Genomic DNA, 20437 nt, shown 5'->3' on the forward strand with positions numbered 1-20437 from the left:
CTACTCGTTGCCAAGTAAAAAGGGGGCGATTGTACTTCATCCGAGGGGGAGGATTTCACCCCTTGGTCTGTAATGAGCGATAACCTTGACCGTTGTAGGGGATTTGCTGGCCTCCTCGCGGGTAAACCCGCTCCGGTGGTGAACCTGTAGGAGCGGGTTTACCCGCGAAGAGACCGGCATGGGCAACAAATTTCCGCCGACCAGTTGCAGCACAGCCCGGCCAACAACGTTAGAATGTGCGACGTTTCGAACCCCGGATCCCCGAGCCTTGCTGACCGAACCCCGCCGCCGCGCCTACCTTTCCGCCATGCAAGTGGTGCATTGGCTGCCGCGTGCCGAATTGCCGTTCGCCGCGCCGTCGCGCGCCGAGCTGCTGTTGCCGCAGGCGCCGGTAGAAGAAATCGACTTCGAGGTTCGGCCCTCTGCGCCGGCCTCCAGCGAGGCCCCGGCCACACCCCAGGCCCGTTCCGGCGAGCGCCCGAAAATCGAGATTCCGCGCCCGGGCAGCATGCCCAAGGCCGCTGCCAAGCCAGTCGAAGCCGAGGAAGAGGCCCCGGCGCCACGACCGGCCCCGGTGCCACCACCGCGCTTCTCGCTGCAGTTGCTGCGTGCCGGCAACTGCCTGCTGCTGGTCGAACTGGCTACCGGTCAGCCTTTCCAGAGTCGCGACCCATCCTATCTGTTGCTCAAGGACATGCTGCGTGCCGCCGGCCTGCCCGATGCGCCGCAGATCATCGGCGAGCCGGTGCGCTGGCCGCTGCTGGTGCGCGGCAACATGGACCAGGGCCCGGATGCCGCAAGGGATTTCGTCAGGGGCTTCATTCAGGCGCGCCTGGAGCAAAGCCCCTGCAGCGTGCTGTGGCTGATCGGCTTGCCGGCCATGCGTTACGCGGCCAGCGCCGACGAGGCGGCTTATTACCAAGTGCTGAAGGTCGATGGCCTGGGTGATGCGTGGGCGTTGCCAGGCCTTGAACTGTTGATGGACGAGCCGCAGCGCAAGGCGGACGTCTGGCAAGCGATGCGCCAGCTGATGGCGCGCTGGAAGAGCGTTGAATGAGTGACTCGATCAGTTTCCGCCTGATGACCGAGGCGGATCTGGATGCCGTGCTTAAGATCGAATATGCCGCGTTCAGTCATCCCTGGACCCGCGGGATTTTCCAGGACGCACTCAAGTCCTACGAAGTGTGGCTGATGTTCGACGGGCAGCAGCAGGTAGGGCATGGGGTGATCAATGTGATCATTGATGAGGCGCATCTGCTCAACATTACTGTCAAACCCGAGAACCAGGGGCGTGGGCTGGGGCTGAGGCTGCTTGAACACCTGATGGCGCGGGCCTACCAGCTCAATGGTCGTGAGTGCTTCCTTGAGGTACGAGCGAGTAATCAGTCGGCCTATCGCTTGTACGAGCGCTATGGCTTCAATGAGATCGGCCGTCGCCGCGATTACTACCCGATCGCGGGTGGGCGTGAAGATGCGTTGGTGATGGCCTGTACGTTGCTTGAAGACTGAGCAAGCCTGTACTGGCCTCATCGCGGGTAAACCCGCTCCTACAGGTATTGTGCAACCTTCGGAATCTACAAAGATCCTGTGGGAGCGGGTTCACCCGCGAAGGGGCCAGTCAGTCGATCACAGTTCCCGCGGCACAACCTCGACCGGCTTGCGCAGGTCCCGCAGGCTTCTGGTCATCTCCCCGGTATTGCACTTTGCGGCTGCCTGCTCTGGTGTGTACTTGCGCACGGTGCGGAAGAACAGCTCACAGGTCTGCTTTTTCTGCGTTACCTGCCACTTGGTCGCGCAGGCATCCAGGGTCATCTTCGGTTCAGCCGTGGGGTTACGGCCCATCCCGGCCTGCCAGCAGGCCGCCGTCAAATCCTGGCCCATCATCTTCAGCCCTGCGGCATCGGCCGCATCCTGATTGCCGCCATGGCTGTCCTTGTTTGCCGCGTACCAGATCGCGCTTGGGTGGTTGGCTCCCAGTACCGGCACGTGCGCGCCGGGCTGAGGGCTGATGCTGACCAGGCCCAGTACATCCACCTGCGGCCCGTATTGCTGCTGGACCCAGCTGCGCACTGGTGCGCCGAAGGCGACCATGGGCAGTGGCCGGGTGCGCTGTTGCAGGGTCATTTCCTTGACCATGCGCAACTGGTAGTCCTTGAAGTAACCATAGGTGTCCGTCAGGGCTGCTCCCGCGCTGGCCGGCGCGGCGATCGGGGCGATGTCGATGATGGTCTGGTAGGCCGGGGTCTGGCTGGCGTCGACGCCGTTGAAGGTCAGCAGTTCGGCCCAGCGGTCGGTCGTGTTGGAACGCAGGTAGTCCTGTGCCTGGGTCAGTGAATAATCTGGCGGGAAGTGCAGCAGCTCGATGCTGCGGCGATTCTGCAGGGCCATGCCCAGCGGCAGGAACAGGTACCAGTCGTAAGACCATTTGCCGTCCTTGTTCAGCTGGGTGGCACCGTTGTAGGCCAGTTCGCCACTGTCGAGCAGCTTGCGCAGGGGCTCGGCATAGTTGGCGGGCACGTCGCTGATGGTGGCGTGCAGCCGGTCGTGGTCACGGCTGACGTGCACCTGGGCGTTGGCGTGGCCGTCACGGCGTACGCTCTGGGTCAGGTAGTGCTCGACCGTCTGTTCCAGCGTCCAGTCGCGGTAGCAGATCACGTGGCAATTGTTGGGGAAGGCGAACAGGCGGGTAACGCGCTGGGCATCGCCCAGGTCGATGCGCGCATCCGCCATGGCCAGGCCGCTGAAGGCGAGGGCGGCGAGGCTCGTTGCGGCAGTCTTGTGCATGCTTAACTCCTTGTCAGTGGCCGCCCGATTTGACGGCCGCGCTCATACTGGGGCAGGGAGCATGGGGATGAGAAGAGCGAGCAGGCTGCTATTGGTTGCAGGTGTGCTGTCGAGCACAGGGCTGCTGGCAGACGAGCGCGACGTGTGGATGTTCGCGCAATGGGCTGGTGATCATCAAACCCGGCCGTTTCGCGAGATGCTGGTGGATGCGCGCCTCTATGGTGTGGTCCCGATTCATCAGCTGCTACGAACGGCGTCGGACTGGAAGCTGTGCCATGCCGCGCCGTTTGCGGTGCCGCCGGCCAGCAACTGGCCGGCAGTGCGTTCCACGTTGTCGTTGGTCAATACCCTCGGCGGGCAAGGTATCTTGCGCCAGTTCGAAGTGGTGTCGGGCTATCGCAATGCCGATCTCAATCGCTGCGCGGGCGGTGCTGTGGGCAGTGCCCATACCCGCGCTTTCGCGGTCGATATCCTGCTGCCGGCCTGGGCCGACCCCAATCCGCTGTGCCACTTCTGGCAGCAGCATGGCCAAGCCTGGAACATGGGGCTGGGGCGCTATCCCAGCGGGCGCATCCACATCGATACTGCGGGGTATCGCACCTGGGGTGGTGATGGCGGACCAGGCTCGTCGTTCTGCAGCAAGCCCAGGTGACAGATTGGGTGTGGCGATCGCGGGGGGCGCTGATGGGCTGGACTTTTCTACAGGCAAAAGAAAAGGGCTTACCTTGCGGTAAGCCCTTTTCAGGTTTGGTGGCTACACAGGGACTTGAACCCCGGACCCCAGCATTATGAATGCTATGCTCTAACCAACTGAGCTATGTAGCCGATGGGGCGCATTATTCCCTTGTGATGGACCTGTGTCAACACTCATTTCAAAAAAAAATTGCACGCTTTCAAAAACTTAGCGACCGACCTCGGTTTCAGCGGACGATCAGCCACTGCCCAAGCACGCCGTACAGCTGCAAATCCTCCTCAGCAGCCAGTCCCGCGAGGGTTTCGCCTGGGCGATCGAGATTGAAGTTGCCCGTCACGCGTCGATGGGCCGCCTGTTCATCCATCAGCCAGACCCGCCGGCCCTGATAGCTGGCCAGGCGCTCGATAACTTGCCCCAGAGGCATGTCGATGGCCTCGATGCGGCCAGAGCGCCACGCATCCACGGTCTTCTCGTCGACTTTCTGCACGGGGTGGATCCGCGCATCGGTGAAGGTTACCCGTTCGCCCGCTGACACCATGCGCTGCTCACCGCCCTGGGTGACCAGCGCTTTGCCATTGAGCACCACCAGTTCATCTTGATCGGCATGCCGCGCCACCATCAGGCGGGTGCCGTACACCTGGATACGGGCATCGTCGACCTGAACTTCCATGGCGCGGCCATCGAGTACCAGCTCCAGATACACCTGGCCTTGTACCAGGTGCAGTTGGCGCGTGCGCCCGCGCAGGTCGACATTGACTGCGCTGGCGCTGTCCAGGTGCAACGCCGAACCGTCGGCCAGGCGCACGCTGCGGCGCTCGCCCACGTCAGTGGCCAGTTCGCTGGCCAAGCGTTGCATCAGTGGCCAGTAAAGATAGGCGAAAGCGCTGAGCAACAGCAGGAACAGCACGCCGAATACCGTGCCCATGTAACTGCGGCGGACCGTGAGCAAACGTGGTCGTGGCCGGGCAGCGGGCACCTGAAGTTGCTGCCAGCACGCTTCCAGTTCGGCATAAGCATGCGCGTTTTGGGGCTCCTGGCACCAGCGGCCGAATGCCTGGCGTTCGCCTTCATCGCAGCCGGGCTGGCGCAGGCGGGAAAACCACTCCAGCGCTTCCTGCTGAGGATCGGCCTGAAGCGGCGTGGCGGGCATCGGGCTCATGATCGGGGTGCTCGCGTGAGGGCTGTTACGCCCAACGATTACGGGGAGGATAAGTCGAAGATGCTAAATATATTGAGAACCATTTACAAGTGCGCCTGTCCGGTAAATAAAAAAGCTAGCTATGTATCTATTTGTTTCCTGATAATCGGATGCCAAACCTGCGGACGGAATTCACGCTCATGGCCATCAGCAGCACTCCCACTGCCAGCACCGGTTCGGCGACCCAAGCCAATCCGCTGGTAATGCGCATCATCGCTTTCTGCGCCCTGGCGCACCTGATCAACGACCTGATCCAGTCGGTGTTGCCGGCGATCTACCCGATGCTCAAGGCCAACTACGACCTGAGCTTCGCCCAGATCGGCATGATCACCCTGACCTTCCAGATCACCGCCTCGTTGCTGCAACCCTGGGTGGGCTTTTTCACCGATCGCAGACCTACGCCCAACCTGTTGCCGCTGGGTACCCTGTGCACCCTGGTGGGGATCGTCATGCTGGCCTTCGTTGGCAGCTTCCCGATGATCTTGCTGGCTTCGGCACTTGTCGGCATCGGTTCGTCGACCTTCCACCCGGAGACCTCGCGGATCGCGCGGCTGGCCTCGGGTGGCCGTTTTGGCCTGGCGCAGTCGACATTCCAGGTTGGCGGCAACACCGGTTCTGCCTTCGGCCCGTTGCTGGCGGCGGCCATCGTGATTCCATTCGGCCAGACTCACGTAGCCTGGTTTGGCGTGGCGGCGCTGTTCTTCTTTGCCGTGACCCTGATGCTGCGCCGCTGGTACAAGCAACACCTTGACCAGGCCAAGGCACGCAAGGCGCTGCAGGCCAGCCACGGCATCTCGCGCGGGCGGGTGATCGCGGCGCTGATCGTGCTCGGGCTGCTGGTGTTCTCCAAGTACTTCTACATGGCCAGCTTCACCAGCTACTTCACTTTCTACCTGATCGAGAAGTTCGACCTGTCGGTAGCCAGCTCGCAGCTGCACTTGTTCCTGTTCCTCGGCGCGGTGGCGGCGGGTACCTTCTTTGGCGGGCCGATCGGTGACCGCATTGGGCGCAAGGCGGTGATCTGGTTCTCGATCCTCGGAGTGGCGCCGTTCACCCTGGCATTGCCGTATGCCGACCTGTTCTGGACGACCGTGCTCAGCGTGGTGATCGGTTTCATTCTGGCCTCGGCGTTTTCCGCGATCGTGGTGTATGCCCAGGAGTTGGTGCCCGGCAGTGTGGGCATGATTGCCGGTATCTTCTTCGGCCTGATGTTCGGCTTTGGCGGGATTGGTGCGGCGCTGCTGGGGTACCTGGCTGACCTGCGTGGCATCGAGTATGTGTACGGGCTGTGCTCGTTCCTGCCTTTGTTCGGCCTGTTGGCGGTGTTTCTGCCAAATACGGGTAAGCGCTGACATGGCCGGGGGCTGCGAGCAGCCCCGGGCAATTGACGACTTGGTCAGGCTTGGCCTAGAGTGCCGCCTCTCTTTTTCACACCTGCGTAGTAGCCACAGCAATGCGCCGTAGCCAATCCCTCCCACACACCCGCCAGCCTGCTCTGCAGGCCATGCGTCGTGCGTGGCCGAGCGATACGGTGCTCAAGCGTCGCCGCAGTGTGCTGTTCGCCTTCACCTTCTCGCCACACCCAGCCCTGAACTGACACCCAGCGCCTCTGCGTCGCCCGCCTTCCCGGCGAGCGTATGGGCGCCTGTATCTGCACGTCTTTTCAGTTTTGCCTGGAGTGGTACATGAACATGCGTTTGCTGGCGGGCCTTCTGTTCGCCGTATCGGTAGTGGGCTTCAGCCTGGGGGCCAGCCTGCCGCTGGTGTCGTTGCGCCTGCACGAGGCCGGGGCCGGAACCTTGGAAATCGGCATCATCTCGGCCATCCCGGCTGCGGGCATGATGCTTTCGGCGTTCATGGTCGATGCCTGCTGCCGGCACCTGACCCGGCGCACCATCTACCTGCTGTGCTTCAGCCTGTGCACCGTGAGCATCGCCTTGCTTGATTCGGCGTTCGATACGCTGTGGCTGCTGGCCGTGCTGCGCATGGGCCTGGGCATTGGCATGGGCATCGCGATCATCCTCGGCGAGTCCTGGGTCAACGAGCTGTGCCCGGACCACAACCGCGGCAAGATCATGGCCCTGTACGCCACCAGCTTCACCGGTTTCCAGGTACTTGGCCCGGCACTGATCGCGTTGATTGGCGCCGATAGCCCCTGGATCATTGGCGTGGTTACCCTTGGCTATGGCCTGGCCTTGCTGTGCATTCTGCTGACCGTGCCCAATGACCATGTCGAACATGGCGACGAGGGCGAGAAGAGCTTCGGCCTGGCCGGCTTCTTCCGTGTGGCGCCGGCGCTGTGCGTGGCGGTGCTGTTCTTCTCGTTCTTCGATGCCGTGGTGCTGTCGCTGCTGCCGGTGTACGCCAGCAGCCATGGTTTTGCCGTGGCCGTGGCGGCGCTGATGGTGACCGTGGTGTTTGCCGGCGACATGCTGTTCCAGCTGCCGTTGGGCTGGCTGGCCGACCGCGTCGAGCGCACCGGGCTGCACCTGGTGTGCGGGCTGGTGGCGATGGCGATCGGCATCGCCCTGCCATGGCTGCTGCAGGTGACCTGGCTACTGTGGCCGATGCTGGTGCTGCTGGGCGCGGTGGCGGGCGGTATCTACACCCTGGCGCTGGTGCTGATCGGGCAACGCTTCAAAGGGCAGGACCTTGTCACGGCAAATGCCAGCGTGGGGCTGTTGTGGGGCGTCGGCAGCCTGGTCGGGCCGCTGGTGAGCGGGGCGGCGATGGATGTGGCGCCGCATGGGCTGCCGATGGCGCTGGCGCTGATGGCAGGGCTGTTCGTGTGCTGTGCCCGGCAATCGTACCGCCGGGTGGGGAAGTTGCGCGCCGTTGCCGACTGAGGAATTGGTGGCGCAAGATCCGGCGTTTGCCCGATCAGTGGCTGGGCTAAGCTGGACCTGCATTGAAGCCACAGGAGCCACGGATGATTCTCGCCGACCTTTCTCCCGCCGCCTACCGTGAAGCCGCCGACTACCTGGCAGCGCTGGACCCTGACTGGGCGCGGCATATCGAGGTGACCGGGCCCTGCCTGCACCAGGCGACGCCAGGGCGCGAGCCTTATGAAGCGTTGGTGCGGGCGATTGCCTATCAGCAGTTGCATGCGCGGGCGGCCGAGGCGATCCTCGGGAGGTTGCTGGCGCTGTTCCCTGGGCAGGCGTTTCCGACGCCAGAACAACTGTTGGCGGTCAGCCCCGAGGTGATGCGCGGTTGCGGCTTTTCGGCGAGCAAGCTGGTGACCATCCAGGGTATCGCCAAGGCCAGCCTGGAGGGTGTGGTACCCAGTCGTGAGGAGGCCTTGGGCTTATCGGACGATGCATTGATCCAGCGTCTGATCGCCTTGCGTGGCGTCGGGCGCTGGACCGTGGAGATGCTGCTGATCTACAGCCTGGAGCGCTCGGATATCCTGCCGGTGGACGATTTTGGCGTGCGCGAGGGGTATCGTCGGCTCAAGGGGCTGGAAAAGGCTCCAACCCCGGCGCAGATGCGCTCGCTGGGGGGCGGCTGGAGCCCGTATCGGACAGTGGCGGCCTGGTACCTGTGGCGGGCCTGATCACTTTGCCTTGGCTTTGCCGGCCCTTTCGCGGCGGTTGCGCAGGCATGCCCGCGAAGCGGCCGTAACCGATGAAACAGATAGCCGAGGTTGACCGGATGAACGCCTTCACCACTGAAACCCAGCGCTGGCAAGCCGTCGAGTCCCGTGACACCTCTGCCGCCGGCCACTTCGTCTACGCCGTGCGCACCACTGGCGTGTACTGCCACCCCGGCTGCAAATCGCGCATGGCCAAGCGCGACAACGTCGAGTTCTTCAATGACGCCGCCAGCGCCGAAGCCGCCGGCTACCGTGCCTGCCGGCGCTGCATGGCCAAGCCGGGCGAAAGCCGTCGCGCTGACCTGATTGCCCGCGCCTGCCGCCTGTTGGAAAGCAGCGACACCCCGCCCGGCCTCGACCAGCTCGGCGCGCAACTGGCCGTAAGCCCCTTTCATCTGCACCGCTTGTTCAAGGCCGAAACCGGCCTCACCCCCAAGGCCTATGCCAGCGCCTTCCGCGCCAGGCGCCTGCGCGAGCGGCTGGGCGACGGGCAACGTACGGTGACCGATGCGATCTACGACGCCGGCTACAACTCCAACAGCCGTTTCTACCAAAGCGCAGACCAGCGCCTGGGCATGCGCCCCCGCGAGTACCGCGCAGGCGGCGCCGGAGCGACCATCCACTTCGCCATCGGTCAGTGCTCCCTCGGGGCGATTCTGGTGGCCCAGAGCGAGAAGGGCATTTGCGCGATCCTGCTGGGTGATGACCCCGAGGCGTTGCTTGAGCAGTTGGAAAATCAGTTCCCCAAAGCCCGCCTCATCGGTGGCGATGCCGGCTACGAGCGGCTGGTCGCCGAAGTGGTCGGCTTTGTCGAAGCGCCGGCACTGGGGCTGAGCCTGCCACTGGATGTGCAAGGTACCGCCTTTCAGGAGCGGGTCTGGCAGGCCTTGCGCGAGGTGCCGGTGGGCGGCCGGGTCAGCTATACCGAGATCGCCGAACGCATCGGCGCCCCCAAGGCGGTGCGGGCCGTGGCCATGGCCTGCGCGGCCAATCACATCGCCGTGGCCATTCCTTGCCACCGTGTGGTGCGCCGTGACGGCGACATCAGCGGCTATCGTTGGGGGGTTGAGCGCAAACGGCAACTGCTGGCGCGAGAAACGGCACTCTCCTGATTGCCGGAAGCCGCGTAGAATCCCCCGCCAGTTCGATGTGTAAAGAGGAACATTCGATGAGGCGTGTCAGCCTTGCCCGATTCTACCTGGGCGTCATGGCCCTGCTGCTGTCGCTGACCACGCCGGCCTGGTCGGCACCGGCCACGCCGGTTTCCAGCCTGGCAGCGGCGGAAGTACCGGTGCTGGACGAAAATGCCAGCTACGAGCAACTGAGCGATCGGCTCGACCAGATCCGCCAGGGCGTTACCAGCAATGCCAACGACGACCTGCTGTCGCAGTTGCGCCTGTCCGCCGTGCAGGTACAACGCCAGGCCGAAGCGTTGAGTGCCTTGCGCAGCGCAGATGTTGAAAAGCTCGACGACAAGCTCAAGGTGCTCGGCCCGGTGCAGCCGGAAGAAGCCGAAGTGCTGACCCGTCAGCGCCAGCAGCTGGCTGACGAGAAAAAGGCGTTGGTTGCCGAGCAGGAACAGGCAGCCAAGTTGACTCAATCGGCCCGCGACCTGTCCACGCAAATCGTCAACCTGCGCCGTAGCCAGTTCAACTCGCAAATCCTCAGCCGAGCCACGACGCCGTTGAGCCCGGCGTTCTGGCAGAGCCTGATCCGCCCCACCTCGGACGACGTAGCGCGCTTGCGCGACCTGCGCGAGGAGGCCACCGATGCTGTCGGCAGTGCCTTGAGTGCCGAACATCGCTGGTTCTTCATCACCAGCCTGGTGGCGGCAATCTTGGTATGGACTGTGGTGCGCGGGCTGTTGGAGCGTATGCTGGCCAGCATCATGGTGCACCGCCTGCCAGAAGGCCGCTTGCGGCGCAGCGCCCTGGCCCTGAGCGTGAGCCTGGCTACCCTGGGCACCATCTCCGGTTCCGTTTCGCTGCTGCGCTGGGGCCTGGAAAGCAGCTCGGAGCTTGGCTCCGACGTCGCCAGCCTGACCAATCACTTCCTCACCCTGGTGGTGTTCAGCGCCTTCATCACTGGCCTGGGCCGCGCCATGCTGATGCTGCAGCGTCCGTCCTGGCGCCTGCCGCCGATTCACGACGAAGTGGCCAGCGCGCTGGGCTGGTTCCCCAAGCTGTTGGCGCTGGCGCTGATGGTCATGCTGACCATGGAGCGCATCAACAGCGTGATCGGCACCAGCCTGGCGCTGACCGTGGCCACCAATGGCCTGACCGCGCTGGTGGTGGCTGCGATCTTCACGGTGGCACTGCTGCGCTACCGCCGCACCCTGAGAAAGCACAACCTGGAGCGCCCGGCTGGCTGGGCCGGGCTGATCCCGTTCGTGACCGTGGTGTGGGTCGGGCTGATCGTGCTGGCACTGCTCGCTGGCTACCTGACCCTGGCCTACTTCCTCACGGCCAAGCTGTTGTGGATCAGCGTGGTGGCGGTGTGTGCCTACCTGCTCACCACGTTCCTCAGCGACCTCTGCGAAGCCCTGCTGTCGCCTCGCCAACCGGGCGGTCTGGCACTCGCCTCGACCCTGGGCCTGGCGCCACGCCACCAGGCCCAGGCCAGCACCATCCTGATTGGTATCAGCCGCACGGTGCTGCTGTTCCTGGCCATCTTGCTGGCGCTGATGCCGTCGGGCACCAGCCCCGGCGAGCTGCTGCTGAGCCTGGGTGACTGGGACGGCACCGGTGGCAAGTTGCTCGGCAACCTCAACATCGTGCCGCAGGACATCCTGCTGGCGGTGCTGATCTTGTTCGGTGGCCTGTTCGCCATCCGCGTGGTGAAGCGCTGGCTGAGCGAGCGACTGCTGCCGGAAACCGACATGGACGCGGGCATGCGCGCCTCGCTGGTGACCTTGGTCGGTTACCTCGGCTTCATATTCCTGGCCATACTGGTGATGTCGACCCTGCGCATCAACCTGACCAGCCTGACCTGGGTGGTCAGTGCGCTGTCGGTCGGTATCGGTTTCGGCTTGCAGCAGATCGTGCAGAACTTCATCTCGGGCCTGATCCTGCTCACCGAACGTCCGGTCAAGGTGGGCGACTGGGTGAGCCTGGCCGGGGTCGAAGGCGATATCCGCCGGATCAACGTGCGCGCCACCGAGATCCAGATGTCCGACCGCTCCACGGTGATCGTGCCCAACTCGCAATTCATCTCGCAGAACGTGCGTAACGTGACCATGGGCAATGCCCTGGGCGTGGTGGGTATCACCCTGACCTTGCCATTGGAGACCGATGCCAACCTTGTACGTGATCTGCTGTTGGCAGCCTATCGCGAGCATGAGGCAATCCTCGATGCGCCGGCTTGCTCGGTGACCTTCAAGGACCTGACTTCCGCAGGCATGGTCATTGGTGTGAGTGGTTATGTGGCAGGGCCGCGGCAGGTGTCGGGCGCCCGTAGCGACTTGCTGTTCACCATTCTTGGCCGGTTGCGCGATGAAGGCATTGCCCTGTCTTCGCCGCAGAGCATGGTGCTGGTGCAGGAAGGCTCGCGCCCGGCTGACGCGTCGGTGTGAATAGTCGGGGGCGCACAGCGCGCCCCCGGATTCAGTGCTGCTTGGCCTGCCTGATTCGCATCAGAATCACCAGCAGTACCAGCAGCACCGGGGGAGCCATTCCCATTAGCGCATCCCGTGCCGTCAACCCCATCCCCAGCACATTCAGCCCGCCATACAGCAGCTTGAACAGGTTCAGCAGGTAATAGGTGATGGCGATGATCGACAGCCCCTCCACCGCCCGCTGAATCTTCACTTGGGCATCGGCACGGGCATTGAGGCTGCGCAAGATCCCGGCATTCTGCTCTTCCATCTCCACCTGCACCCGCGCCTGCAGCAGGTCGCCCAGGTTAGCGACGTTCTTCGCCAGTTGCTCCAGCCGCTGTTCGGTCGCCGCGCAATAGCGCACAGTCGGCTTGAACCGGCGCTCGATGAACACCCCCAGACGCTGGCAATCACCGACATGGCTCTCGCGCAGTTCGCCCAGCCGTTCGAACACCAGCTGCGCATAGGCCTGGGTGGCACCGAAGCGATGACGGGTCTTCACCGTGCGGCTGACCACCTGGCGTGACAGGTGGGCGATGGCTTCGAGCAGGGCCTTGGAGTCATGGCCATCGCCGCCAGCGCTGCGCTCCGACAGTTGCATCAGGGTCTTGTCGAAGCCATCCAGTTCCTGGCTCAGGGCCTTGGCCGTGGTCAGGGTCAGCGAGGCCATCATGCGGTAGGTCTCGATCTCCAGCAGCCGGCGGATCATACGGCCTTGGCGGTAGGCATTGAGGCGCCGGTTGATGAACAGGAAGCGGTTGGTGCCATCCGCGGTGAGGCGAAAATCGCTCCACACCACCGCATCGCCACCGCCGACGCAAGAGCCGCACGGGTCCTTGAAACCGTAGTGGCGCAGGTCGAGGCCCAGCTCGTCGCGCACCAGCACCTGCACGGCATTGATCACTTGTGCCGCCTGCGGCGCGATGGCCTCGGCCAGCACTGGCGGCAGTGCCTGCCATTCGCTGTCGTCGGCAGAACAAGGCACCACCAGGGTCAGGGTGAAGAACTCGGTGTGCCGTTCCCACTTGAACGGGTGGCCATCCAGGCGGGTGATGCCCTGGGCGGCCTCGGCGTCGATCGCATCCGGGCAGCAGCGTTGCAGCAGCGCGGCGCAAGCGGCATCGCCGCCGAGCAGTGCCAGGTGGAAGACATGCGCCGGGCCGTCGAAATACAGCGACGGGCGGGCGTGCAACTCGTTGTGCAAGGCGGTGCGTTGAGGGTGCATGGTGGTCCGGCCTGGTGTTGTGATTGTGGGGGTACCAGGGAGTGGGACTTCGGGAGGGGGAGGGAAAGTCACCTGTAGGAGCCGAGAATGACCGTTCGTAACGCACTTGGATTTACAGCTATACATTTGCGTTACATTTTAATAGGCTTTGGTGTGTCGACACAGTCGGTCGATCTGGCTGCTCGTGTGGGACGGGCAAGGAGTCATCAATGGGTGAATTACACACGCGGGACCGCAGCAAAGCGGTGCCGTTGAACATGAGAGTCGCCGAGCACCGCCGCGACCTGATCGACGCAGCAGTGGAAATTGTCGGCGGTGATCGCACCAGCTTCGTTCTGGAAGCTGCATGCAAGCGAGCCGAAGAAGTGCTCATGGAGCAACGCTTGTTCCTGCTTGATGACGAAGCGTTTGATGCGTTCACACAGGCATTGGAAGACCACACTATCAGGAGTAATGAATGCGTGAAGAAGCTGCTGGCAAGGCCGAAGCGCTGGCGCTGAGTGCTCCACAGGTACTGAACAAGTTTCATGATCTGAGCCAGTTCGATTGTGGAGAAGCTTCGATCAACAGCTATTTGTTGGAAAAGGCACTGAAGGCCCAGCATGCCAAGCACGCTGTGGTCTATGTCACCTGCTTTGCAGGTACGAACGCCGTTGCTGGCTTTTACACGTTATCGAATGGGTCAGTTGCGCGGGGAAATGCCGCATCGGCCCGACTTCGCCGTAATGCACCTGAGCATTTGCCGGTCGTCGTTCTGGGACGCATGGGTGTAACCCGCCAAGCGGCAGGGCAAGGCTTGGCAACCGATCTTTTGCAGGATGCGATTGAAAGAGCGCTGGCTGCTTCGGAGGTCGTGGGCTGCGTCGCAATGATTGTGCATCCACTTACCGAGCGACTTGAACAGTTCTACGCGAAATATGCCGGGTTTAAGCTCTGTCCTGAACTGTCTCCCAAGACGATGATGATGTCGCTGCAGTGATTTCTTAGAGGACGTGTCGCTATTTAACGGTTTCTGCGACACGTTTTTTCAATATGTCGCCGTCAGCGACATGTTTGCGAAACGCGTACTCGAAAACGCTTTTTTGCGACATTTCCTGTTTGCAGAGTAGAGCTAAGGAAGTAGGCAGAACGAGTCCCCTCGCGCCGGTTTGCGAAGGGACCCGTGATCCTAGCTTCAATGCCAGGTTGATTTCCCCTACATCCCGCAATAGGACTAGCTCATTCAACGCCCTGGCCATCTGCACGTTGTGTACGGTGTTGACCAGCATCCCTATGCCAGGCCCGCCGGCATTGCCGCAGTATATTCGTCCAGTGTGTCTTCGATGCCGCGCAGCAGTTGGGAAACGTACAGCAGGGCCTCGGGCGAGGGCATGTCGTTGTTGATGGAGTAGAACGCGCGGGGAGAGGTTTTGGTGGGTGGATCGGGGACTACTTTTTCATTGTTTACTCCTAGATCAGTCAGGAGCTGATGCCCATTCCCTCTCACAGGTTTGGGTGGCAGCTGTACGCGGGGTGAGGGACCGGTGATCTAGGAAACCGGCCAGGACGAATCCTGCCCGCGCACAGCTACCGCTGAGGTTGCAGCTAGATCAACACGGGCTCTCACACCCGGACGCCGAATTTGGCGACCTAGGGAAATTAGCCCTGATGCTGATCATCAACAACAGAGAAACGGCAGCGCAGTGCGTAGGATAATTCCCAAGCAGGTTGCTCTTGAAGCATTTGGTTTCAGGTTGGGAATTTTCTTACGGAGGAATGCTTGGGGATGCATGGCTGGGGACTGGGGGAGGGCCACCATGTGTTCGGCATGAGAAGTTCAGCGCCTATGAGATCGAGCGCCGCCCGCGCGGCGCTTCGCGGGTGAACCCGCTCCCACAGTCTGTTTCGGGCCAGTCTGTCCTATGCCAATTATGCTGCCCGCCTTGGTGCATGACTGAAGACCGATGAAAAGCAGTTGTGCCCACCTCGAAATCGAAGGGAACAAACTAGGCGGACAGTGAAGACCTCACAGAAGGGATTGGCCCGAAACAGACTGTGGGAGCGGGTTCACCCGCGAAGCGCCGCGCGGGCGGCGCTCGATCTCATAAGCGGCAAAGATGCTGTGGCGGACACTTCTAGGCCATCACCCCAAACACTGAGTCACATGCTTCACCGACTGGTACCCCGACAACCCCCAAGGCCCCAGTTCCCGCCCAATCCCGCTGCCCTTGGTGCCACCCCACGATGTCTCGACAAACACCGCCTGCACCGAGTTGATCCACACATGCCCGACTTCCAGCGCATTGGCCACGCGCTCGGCGCGTTCCAGGTCGGCGCAGCAGACCGTGGCGACCAGCCCGAAGCGGCTGTCGTTGGCCTCGGCAATCGCTTGCTCTTCAGTGGCGAAGCGACGCGCGCACAGTACCGGGCCAAAGATCTCCTCGGTCCACAGGCGGCTGTCCTTCGGCACATCGGTGTAAAGCGTAGGGCTCACGAACCAACCTTCACGATCCAGCGCCTGCCCGCCGGCCAGGCATTGCAAACCCTCTTCACGCGCCGTCGCGAAGTAGCTGGCAACCTTCAGCCACTGTGCCTGGCTGGTCAGCGGCCCCATGTCGACTTCTTCGGCCAGCGGGTTACCGACCCGCAGCTTTTGCAGCGCAACCTGCAGGCGCGGCAGCAGCGTGTCGGCAATGCCGTCCTGCACCAGCAGGCGCGAGGTGGCCGAGCACATTTGTCCGGCGTTCCAGGTGATACCGGCAACAATCCATTCCACCGCCTGGTCCGGGTCGCAATCGTCGAACACCACGATTGCCGACTTGCCACCGAGCTCCAGGGTCACCGGCCGGCACTGTGCCGAAGCGCTGCGCATCACCTGGCTGCCGACGCTGTTGCTGCCGGTGAACGACAGCTTGTCGAGGCCGTTGTGGCTGCTCAGCGCAGCGCCGGTCTCGGCCTTGCCGTTGACGATGTTCAGCACGCCGGCTGGCAGGCCCAGGGCGTCGGCGATCTGGCCGTAGGTCTGCTCGATCAGCGGGGTCACTTCCGACGGCTTGAGCACCACGGTGCAACCGGCTGCCAGGGCCGGGGCGAGCTTCCAGGCGCTGGTCACCAACGGGAAGTTCCACGGCACGATCAGGCCGACCACGCCGACCGGCTCCAGGCGGGTGCGGGCGGTGTAGCCCGCTGCCGCCAATGGCACGTCACGGTTCTTCGAGGGCAGTTGTTCGGCCAACTCGGCGTAGTAGGCGAAGGTGGCGATCGCATCATCCAGGTCGATCTCGGCCTCGTGCCGCGGCTTACCGTTGTTGCGCATCTGCAAGGTGATCAGTGCTTCGCGGCGCTGGCCGAGCTGTTCGGCAAAGCCGCGCAGGAAGGCCGCACGCGTGCTGGCGCTGACCTTTTTCCAGGCAGGCAGGGCGTCACGGGCGGCGGCCACGGCCTGGTCGACCTGGGCCACGCTGGCGGCCATCAGTTCGGCGAAGGGCAAGCCCAGCGCAGGCTCGCTGACGCTGATGCAGTCGCTGCCGTGGCCTTCGACCCAGCGGCCGGCAATGTAGTGGGAAGTGGTCATGGTCGGTATCCAGTCAGGCCATTTCGGCAGTGGTCACCGGCGTGTGCGGGGCGCTTTTGCAGCGCACCCAGCGCGGGCCGTTGGGGCCATACACGCCAGCAGGTTCAGGGAACAGGTTGAGCAGCAGCAGGTACAGCACGCCGGCCAGGCCCAGGGTGACCGGCAGGCTCAGGTCGATGCCACCGGCCAGGTCGCCGAGCGGGCCGACGAACTGCCCTGGCAAGTTGACGAAGCACAGGCCGACCACCGCGCTGGGGATCCAGGCGCCCATGCCGCGCCAGTTCCAGCCATGCAGGAACCAGTAGTGGCCGCCACGCTGGCCGCGGGTGAACACCTGCAGGTCGTCTGCGTGGTAGAAGCCGCGGCGGGTGATCAGGCCGAGGATCATGATCACCATCCATGGGCTGGTGCAGGTGATGATCAGCACGGCGAAGGTCGACACGCTTTGCACCAGGTTGAACGTGAAGCGGCCGATGAAGATGAACGCGATGGCCAGTACGCCAATCAACAAGGTGGCGCCGGCGCGGCTGAGCAGGCGTGGGAACACGCTGGACATGTCCAAGCCGGTGCCATATAGCGCGGTGGTGCCGGTGGACATGCCGCCGATCACCGCAATCAGGCACACCGGCAGGAAGAACCAGCTCGGCGCCACGGCCAGCAGGCCGCCGACGTAGTTGTTGGCGGCGATGTAGTCAGGCGCCTGGGTGGCCACCAGGGTGGCGGTGCACAGGCCGAACAGGAACGGGATCAGCGTGGCCACCTGGGCGGCGATAACGGCCAGCATGATGCGTGACTTTGGCGTCTGCCGCGGGATGTAGCGCGACCAGTCACCGAGGAAGGCACCGAACGACACCGGGTTGCTCATGGCCAGGATCGCCGCGCCGACGAATGCCGCCCAAAAGCCCGGCTGGCTGAGGCTGACGCTACCGGCGAAGCCCGCGTCGAACGGCCCGGCGAAGGCGAAGATGCCCAGCAGGAACAGCAGGCTCGAAGCCCACACGGCAATCTTGTTGACCCACAGCATGAAGCGGAAGCCAAAGATGCACACCACCAGCACCAGCACCGCGAACAGGCCATAGGCCAGGCCCAGGGTCAGGTCGGTCTCCGGCAGCCCGGCCAGGCGTTTGGCGCCGCCAACCAAGGCATCACCCGAGCTCCACACCGACAGCGAAAAGAACGCCACGGCGGTGAGCAGTGACAGGAACGAGCCGACGATGCGCCCGTGCACGCCAAAGTGCGCGCCCGACGACACCGCGTTGTTGGTGCCGTTGAGGGCACCGAACAGGCCCATCGGCGCGAGGATCAGCGCACCGACGCCGACGCCGAGCAGGATCGCCCAGACGCCGGCCTGGAACGATAGCCCGAACAGCACCGGGAAGCTGCCCAGTACGGCAGTCGCGAAGGTATTGGCACCGCCGAAGATCAGGCGGAACAGGTCCAGCGGGGAGGCGTCGCGTTGATCGTCGGGGATCTGCTCGACGCCGTTGGTCTCGATACCGGTCGAGTGGCTCATGGTGATGCTCCAGCGCGGTTGTTGTAGGCCCGTCGCGGTGCGCGGGCCCTCTTGTGGGTGCGATGGCAGTGCGGCAAGGCCGCGTAAGTGCTGATCAGGCGGCGGTCACGACCGACAGGTGTTCGTGGCACGCCAGCCATTGCTCGCCGTGACGGCGGAAGACGATGGTCTCGCGCTCGGCCAGCTGGTGCTCTTCACCGGCAACACGGATGTGCGTGGCCACGTCATGCATGAAGATTGCCACGTCGCCTTGCAGGCTCACCTGCACGTTGCTCGACTCACAGCCGAGCACGGCAAAACCCTCGGCCTGCCACTGGGCCCAGAGGTCTTCATAGGCACGGCGTGACAGCAGCGGTTGCGGCAAGGTGTGGAAGAGGAAGGTGGCGTCTTCGCTGAAACAGGCGAAGTAGCGGGCGGTGTCGTTGCTGGCGAAGGCCGCGACGAGGTCGGCGGCAGCTTGCCGTACCTGGAGTGTCTGGTCCACGGGAGTGGCCTCACGGTTATTGTGATTGTGGTGAAGCGATTCTGGTGGGGGCGGGCGAGGGGAAAAATCGCGGCGGAGAAATAATTAGTTCAGGAATTTGTGAAGTGATGTCTACCGATCAAGTGACCGATCAAGTGACCGATCAAGTAGTCCCCCAGCGAACCGACTGACGGTCCCTCCGGCAGCCCATCCTTGCCTACGCTGAAATTCCCAACCTACGTTGCAAGGAGTTCTGTCATGGCCTTCCAATACAAGCGTCTGGACAAGAACAGCGCCGCCGTCCTGCTGGTCGATCACCAGGCCGGCCTGCTTTCACTGGTGCGCGACATCGAGCCAGACCGCTTCAAGAACAACGTGCTGGCCCTTGCCGACCTGGCCAAGTACTTCAAACTGCCGACCATTCTCACCACCAGCTTCGAAACCGGCCCCAACGGCCCGCTGGTGCCCGAGCTCAAGGAGCAATTCCCCGACGCCCCCTATATCGCCCGCCCCGGCAACATCAACGCCTGGGACAACGAAGACTTCGTCAAGGCCGTGAAAGCCACCGGCAAGAAGCAGCTGCTGATCGCCGGGGTGGTGACTGAGGTCTGTGTAGCATTCCCGGCATTGTCGGCGCTGGAGGAGGGCTTCGAGGTGTTCGTGGTCACCGATGCTTCCGGCACTTTCAACGAGCTGACCCGTGATTCGGCCTGGCGACGCATGGAGGCCGCCGGTGCCCAGCTGATGACCTGGTTCGGCGTCGCCTGCGAGCTGCACCGTGACTGGCGCAACGATATCGAAGGCTTGGGCACGTTGTTCTCCAACCATATTCCGGACTATCGCAACCTGATGACCAGCTACAACAAGCTGGCGAAATAAGGGCTGTCAGGCTGCGGCGAATTGCCTAACAAGCGAAACGGCAAAATGTCATGAATCGACCATACTGACTCTTCATTCGCCCTAAGGAGAGCGCCATGGCCAAGCCGTCCAGGAAGAAAGATTCGAAAGAGCAGCCAGAAAAGCTGGGCGGCAAGGCCTATGAGCAGGAACTCAAGAAACTGCACGTGGAGCTGGTGAAACTGCAGGAGTGGGTGGTGGCCAAGGGCCTGAAGGTATGCATCGTGTTCGAGGGCCGTGATGGTGCTGGCAAAGGCGGCACCATCAAGGCCATCACCGAACGGGTCAGTCCGCGGGTGTTCCGTGTGGTGGCGCTGCCGGCACCGACCGAGCGGGAAAAGACCCAGATGTATGTGCAGCGCTACCTGCGCCACCTGCCGGCCGCCGGTGAGGTGGTGATTTTCGACCGCAGCTGGTACAACCGCGCCGGTGTCGAACGGGTGATGGGGTTCTGCAGCGAAGAGCAGAGCACCAAGTTCCTCAGCGTGGTGCCGCTGTTCGAGAAGATGATGGTCGAATCGGGGATCATCCTCATCAAGTACTGGCTCGAAGTCAGCGCCGAGGAGCAGACCCGGCGTCTACAGGACCGCATCAATGACGGGCGCAAGCTGTGGAAGCTGTCGCCCATGGACCTCAAGTCTTACACCCGCTGGGACGATTACACCCGCGCACGCGACGACATGTTCGCGGCCTCCGATTCATCCTGGGCGCCGTGGTTCATGGCCCATTCCAACGACAAGCGCCGCGCCCGGCTGAACATCATCAGTCACATGCTCACGCGCATCCCCTACAAGGACATCACCCGCGATGAGGTCGTGAAGCTGCCCAAGCGCGGCAAGATCGGCAAATACAAGGCCGTGCCCTATCCCTTCAAAGTGGTCGAAGAGCGTTTCTGAACCCTCCCGCAGGAGTTAGCAAGG

At 63.1% G+C, this 20437-nt stretch carries 19 protein-coding genes and 1 tRNA gene; 13 read left to right on the forward strand and 7 right to left on the reverse strand.

The genetic code is table 11. From position 1 onward, the window contains the following. Positions 1 to 268: 268 nt before the first annotated feature. On the forward strand, positions 269 to 1057 hold the full coding sequence (locus tag L6D64_RS18160; protein ID WP_176506904.1) for an energy transducer TonB: 789 nt from the start codon (positions 269 to 271) through the stop codon (positions 1055 to 1057). After that, positions 1054 to 1509, forward strand: a complete 456-nt coding sequence (gene rimI / locus L6D64_RS18165) for a ribosomal protein S18-alanine N-acetyltransferase (protein WP_176506903.1) — start codon at positions 1054 to 1056, stop codon at positions 1507 to 1509. The genes L6D64_RS18160 and rimI overlap by 4 nt, the downstream gene beginning before the upstream one ends. A 117-nt stretch (positions 1510 to 1626) precedes the next feature. On the opposite strand, the gene L6D64_RS18170 is transcribed toward rimI, so the two are convergent. Continuing rightward, entirely contained in the window at positions 1627 to 2784 is a 1158-nt protein-coding gene (locus tag L6D64_RS18170; protein ID WP_176506902.1) for a hypothetical protein, read from the reverse strand. Between the two features lie 67 nt (positions 2785 to 2851). Here L6D64_RS18170 and L6D64_RS18175 point away from each other — a divergent pair, with 67 nt between their 5' ends. Beyond that, positions 2852 to 3436, forward strand: coding sequence for a D-Ala-D-Ala carboxypeptidase family metallohydrolase (locus tag L6D64_RS18175; protein WP_176506901.1), 585 nt, complete (start codon positions 2852 to 2854; stop codon positions 3434 to 3436). A 96-nt stretch (positions 3437 to 3532) separates the two neighbouring features. Here L6D64_RS18175 and L6D64_RS18180 read toward each other — a convergent pair. Next, a tRNA-Met gene (locus L6D64_RS18180) sits at positions 3533 to 3609 on the reverse strand. Between the two features lie 95 nt (positions 3610 to 3704). Next, a complete protein-coding gene (locus L6D64_RS18185) occupies positions 3705 to 4628 on the reverse strand; it encodes a FecR family protein (protein WP_176506947.1) in 924 nt (307 codons plus the stop codon). 188 nt (positions 4629 to 4816) lie between these two features. Between L6D64_RS18185 and L6D64_RS18190 the strand changes: the two genes are divergently transcribed. The 6 genes from L6D64_RS18190 (at position 4817) to L6D64_RS18215 (ending at position 11842) form a co-directional block, all read left to right on the forward strand. Further along, positions 4817 to 6028 (forward strand): MFS transporter, encoded by a 1212-nt coding sequence (locus tag L6D64_RS18190; RefSeq protein WP_176506900.1) that lies wholly within the window; start codon positions 4817 to 4819, stop codon positions 6026 to 6028. A 101-nt stretch (positions 6029 to 6129) separates the two neighbouring features. Then, the gene (locus L6D64_RS18195) at positions 6130 to 6273 is read left to right on the forward strand and encodes a hypothetical protein (protein WP_176506899.1); all 144 of its coding nucleotides are present in this window, start codon (positions 6130 to 6132) and stop codon (positions 6271 to 6273) included. Between the two features lie 88 nt (positions 6274 to 6361). Continuing rightward, positions 6362 to 7522, forward strand: a complete 1161-nt coding sequence (locus tag L6D64_RS18200; RefSeq protein ID WP_176506898.1) for an MFS transporter — start codon at positions 6362 to 6364, stop codon at positions 7520 to 7522. An 83-nt stretch (positions 7523 to 7605) separates the two neighbouring features. Further along, on the forward strand, positions 7606 to 8232 hold the full coding sequence (locus L6D64_RS18205) for a DNA-3-methyladenine glycosylase family protein (RefSeq protein ID WP_176506897.1): 627 nt from the start codon (positions 7606 to 7608) through the stop codon (positions 8230 to 8232). A 98-nt stretch (positions 8233 to 8330) separates the two neighbouring features. Then, positions 8331 to 9383, forward strand: coding sequence for a bifunctional DNA-binding transcriptional regulator/O6-methylguanine-DNA methyltransferase Ada (ada, locus tag L6D64_RS18210; protein ID WP_176506896.1), 1053 nt, complete (start codon positions 8331 to 8333; stop codon positions 9381 to 9383). A gap of 56 nt (positions 9384 to 9439) precedes the next feature. Then, entirely contained in the window at positions 9440 to 11842 is a 2403-nt protein-coding gene (locus tag L6D64_RS18215) for a DUF3772 domain-containing protein (protein ID WP_176506895.1), read from the forward strand. A 31-nt stretch (positions 11843 to 11873) separates the two neighbouring features. On the opposite strand, the gene L6D64_RS18220 is transcribed toward L6D64_RS18215, so the two are convergent. Continuing rightward, positions 11874 to 13091, reverse strand: a complete 1218-nt coding sequence (locus L6D64_RS18220; protein WP_176506894.1) for a DUF3422 domain-containing protein — start codon at positions 13089 to 13091, stop codon at positions 11874 to 11876. Between the two features lie 209 nt (positions 13092 to 13300). On the opposite strand from L6D64_RS18220, the gene L6D64_RS18225 reads away from it, so the two are divergent. Together L6D64_RS18225 and L6D64_RS18230 are read left to right on the forward strand one after the other, a co-directional pair. Continuing rightward, on the forward strand, positions 13301 to 13591 hold the full coding sequence (locus tag L6D64_RS18225) for a type II toxin-antitoxin system TacA family antitoxin (protein WP_176506893.1): 291 nt from the start codon (positions 13301 to 13303) through the stop codon (positions 13589 to 13591). After that, positions 13549 to 14070, forward strand: coding sequence for a GNAT family N-acetyltransferase (locus L6D64_RS18230; protein ID WP_176506892.1), 522 nt, complete (start codon positions 13549 to 13551; stop codon positions 14068 to 14070). The genes L6D64_RS18225 and L6D64_RS18230 overlap by 43 nt, the downstream gene beginning before the upstream one ends. A 1143-nt stretch (positions 14071 to 15213) precedes the next feature. On the opposite strand, the gene L6D64_RS18235 is transcribed toward L6D64_RS18230, so the two are convergent. From L6D64_RS18235 to L6D64_RS18245, 3 genes are all read right to left on the reverse strand, one after another. After that, positions 15214 to 16644 carry an aldehyde dehydrogenase family protein gene (locus L6D64_RS18235; protein WP_176506891.1) on the reverse strand — a complete coding sequence of 477 codons (1431 nt, stop codon included), beginning with the start codon at positions 16642 to 16644 and terminating at the stop codon, positions 15214 to 15216. A gap of 13 nt (positions 16645 to 16657) precedes the next feature. Then, positions 16658 to 18157 (reverse strand): purine-cytosine permease family protein, encoded by a 1500-nt coding sequence (locus L6D64_RS18240; protein ID WP_176506890.1) that lies wholly within the window; start codon positions 18155 to 18157, stop codon positions 16658 to 16660. 94 nt (positions 18158 to 18251) lie between these two features. Next, positions 18252 to 18641, reverse strand: coding sequence for a YybH family protein (locus tag L6D64_RS18245; RefSeq protein ID WP_176506889.1), 390 nt, complete (start codon positions 18639 to 18641; stop codon positions 18252 to 18254). A gap of 237 nt (positions 18642 to 18878) precedes the next feature. On the opposite strand from L6D64_RS18245, the gene ycaC reads away from it, so the two are divergent. Together ycaC and ppk2 are read left to right on the forward strand one after the other, a co-directional pair. Next, positions 18879 to 19499: an isochorismate family cysteine hydrolase YcaC gene (ycaC, locus tag L6D64_RS18250; RefSeq protein ID WP_236192525.1), complete on the forward strand. Its 621-nt coding sequence runs from the start codon at positions 18879 to 18881 to the stop codon at positions 19497 to 19499. A 95-nt stretch (positions 19500 to 19594) separates the two neighbouring features. Then, complete coding sequence (gene ppk2, locus L6D64_RS18255) at positions 19595 to 20413, forward strand: polyphosphate kinase 2 (protein ID WP_176506887.1); 819 nt, start codon at positions 19595 to 19597, stop codon at positions 20411 to 20413. The last annotated feature ends 24 nt before the right edge of the window (positions 20414 to 20437 follow it).

The organism is Pseudomonas urethralis, from assembly GCF_021602465.1.
Taxonomy (GTDB): domain Bacteria; phylum Pseudomonadota; class Gammaproteobacteria; order Pseudomonadales; family Pseudomonadaceae; genus Aquipseudomonas; species Aquipseudomonas vlassakiae.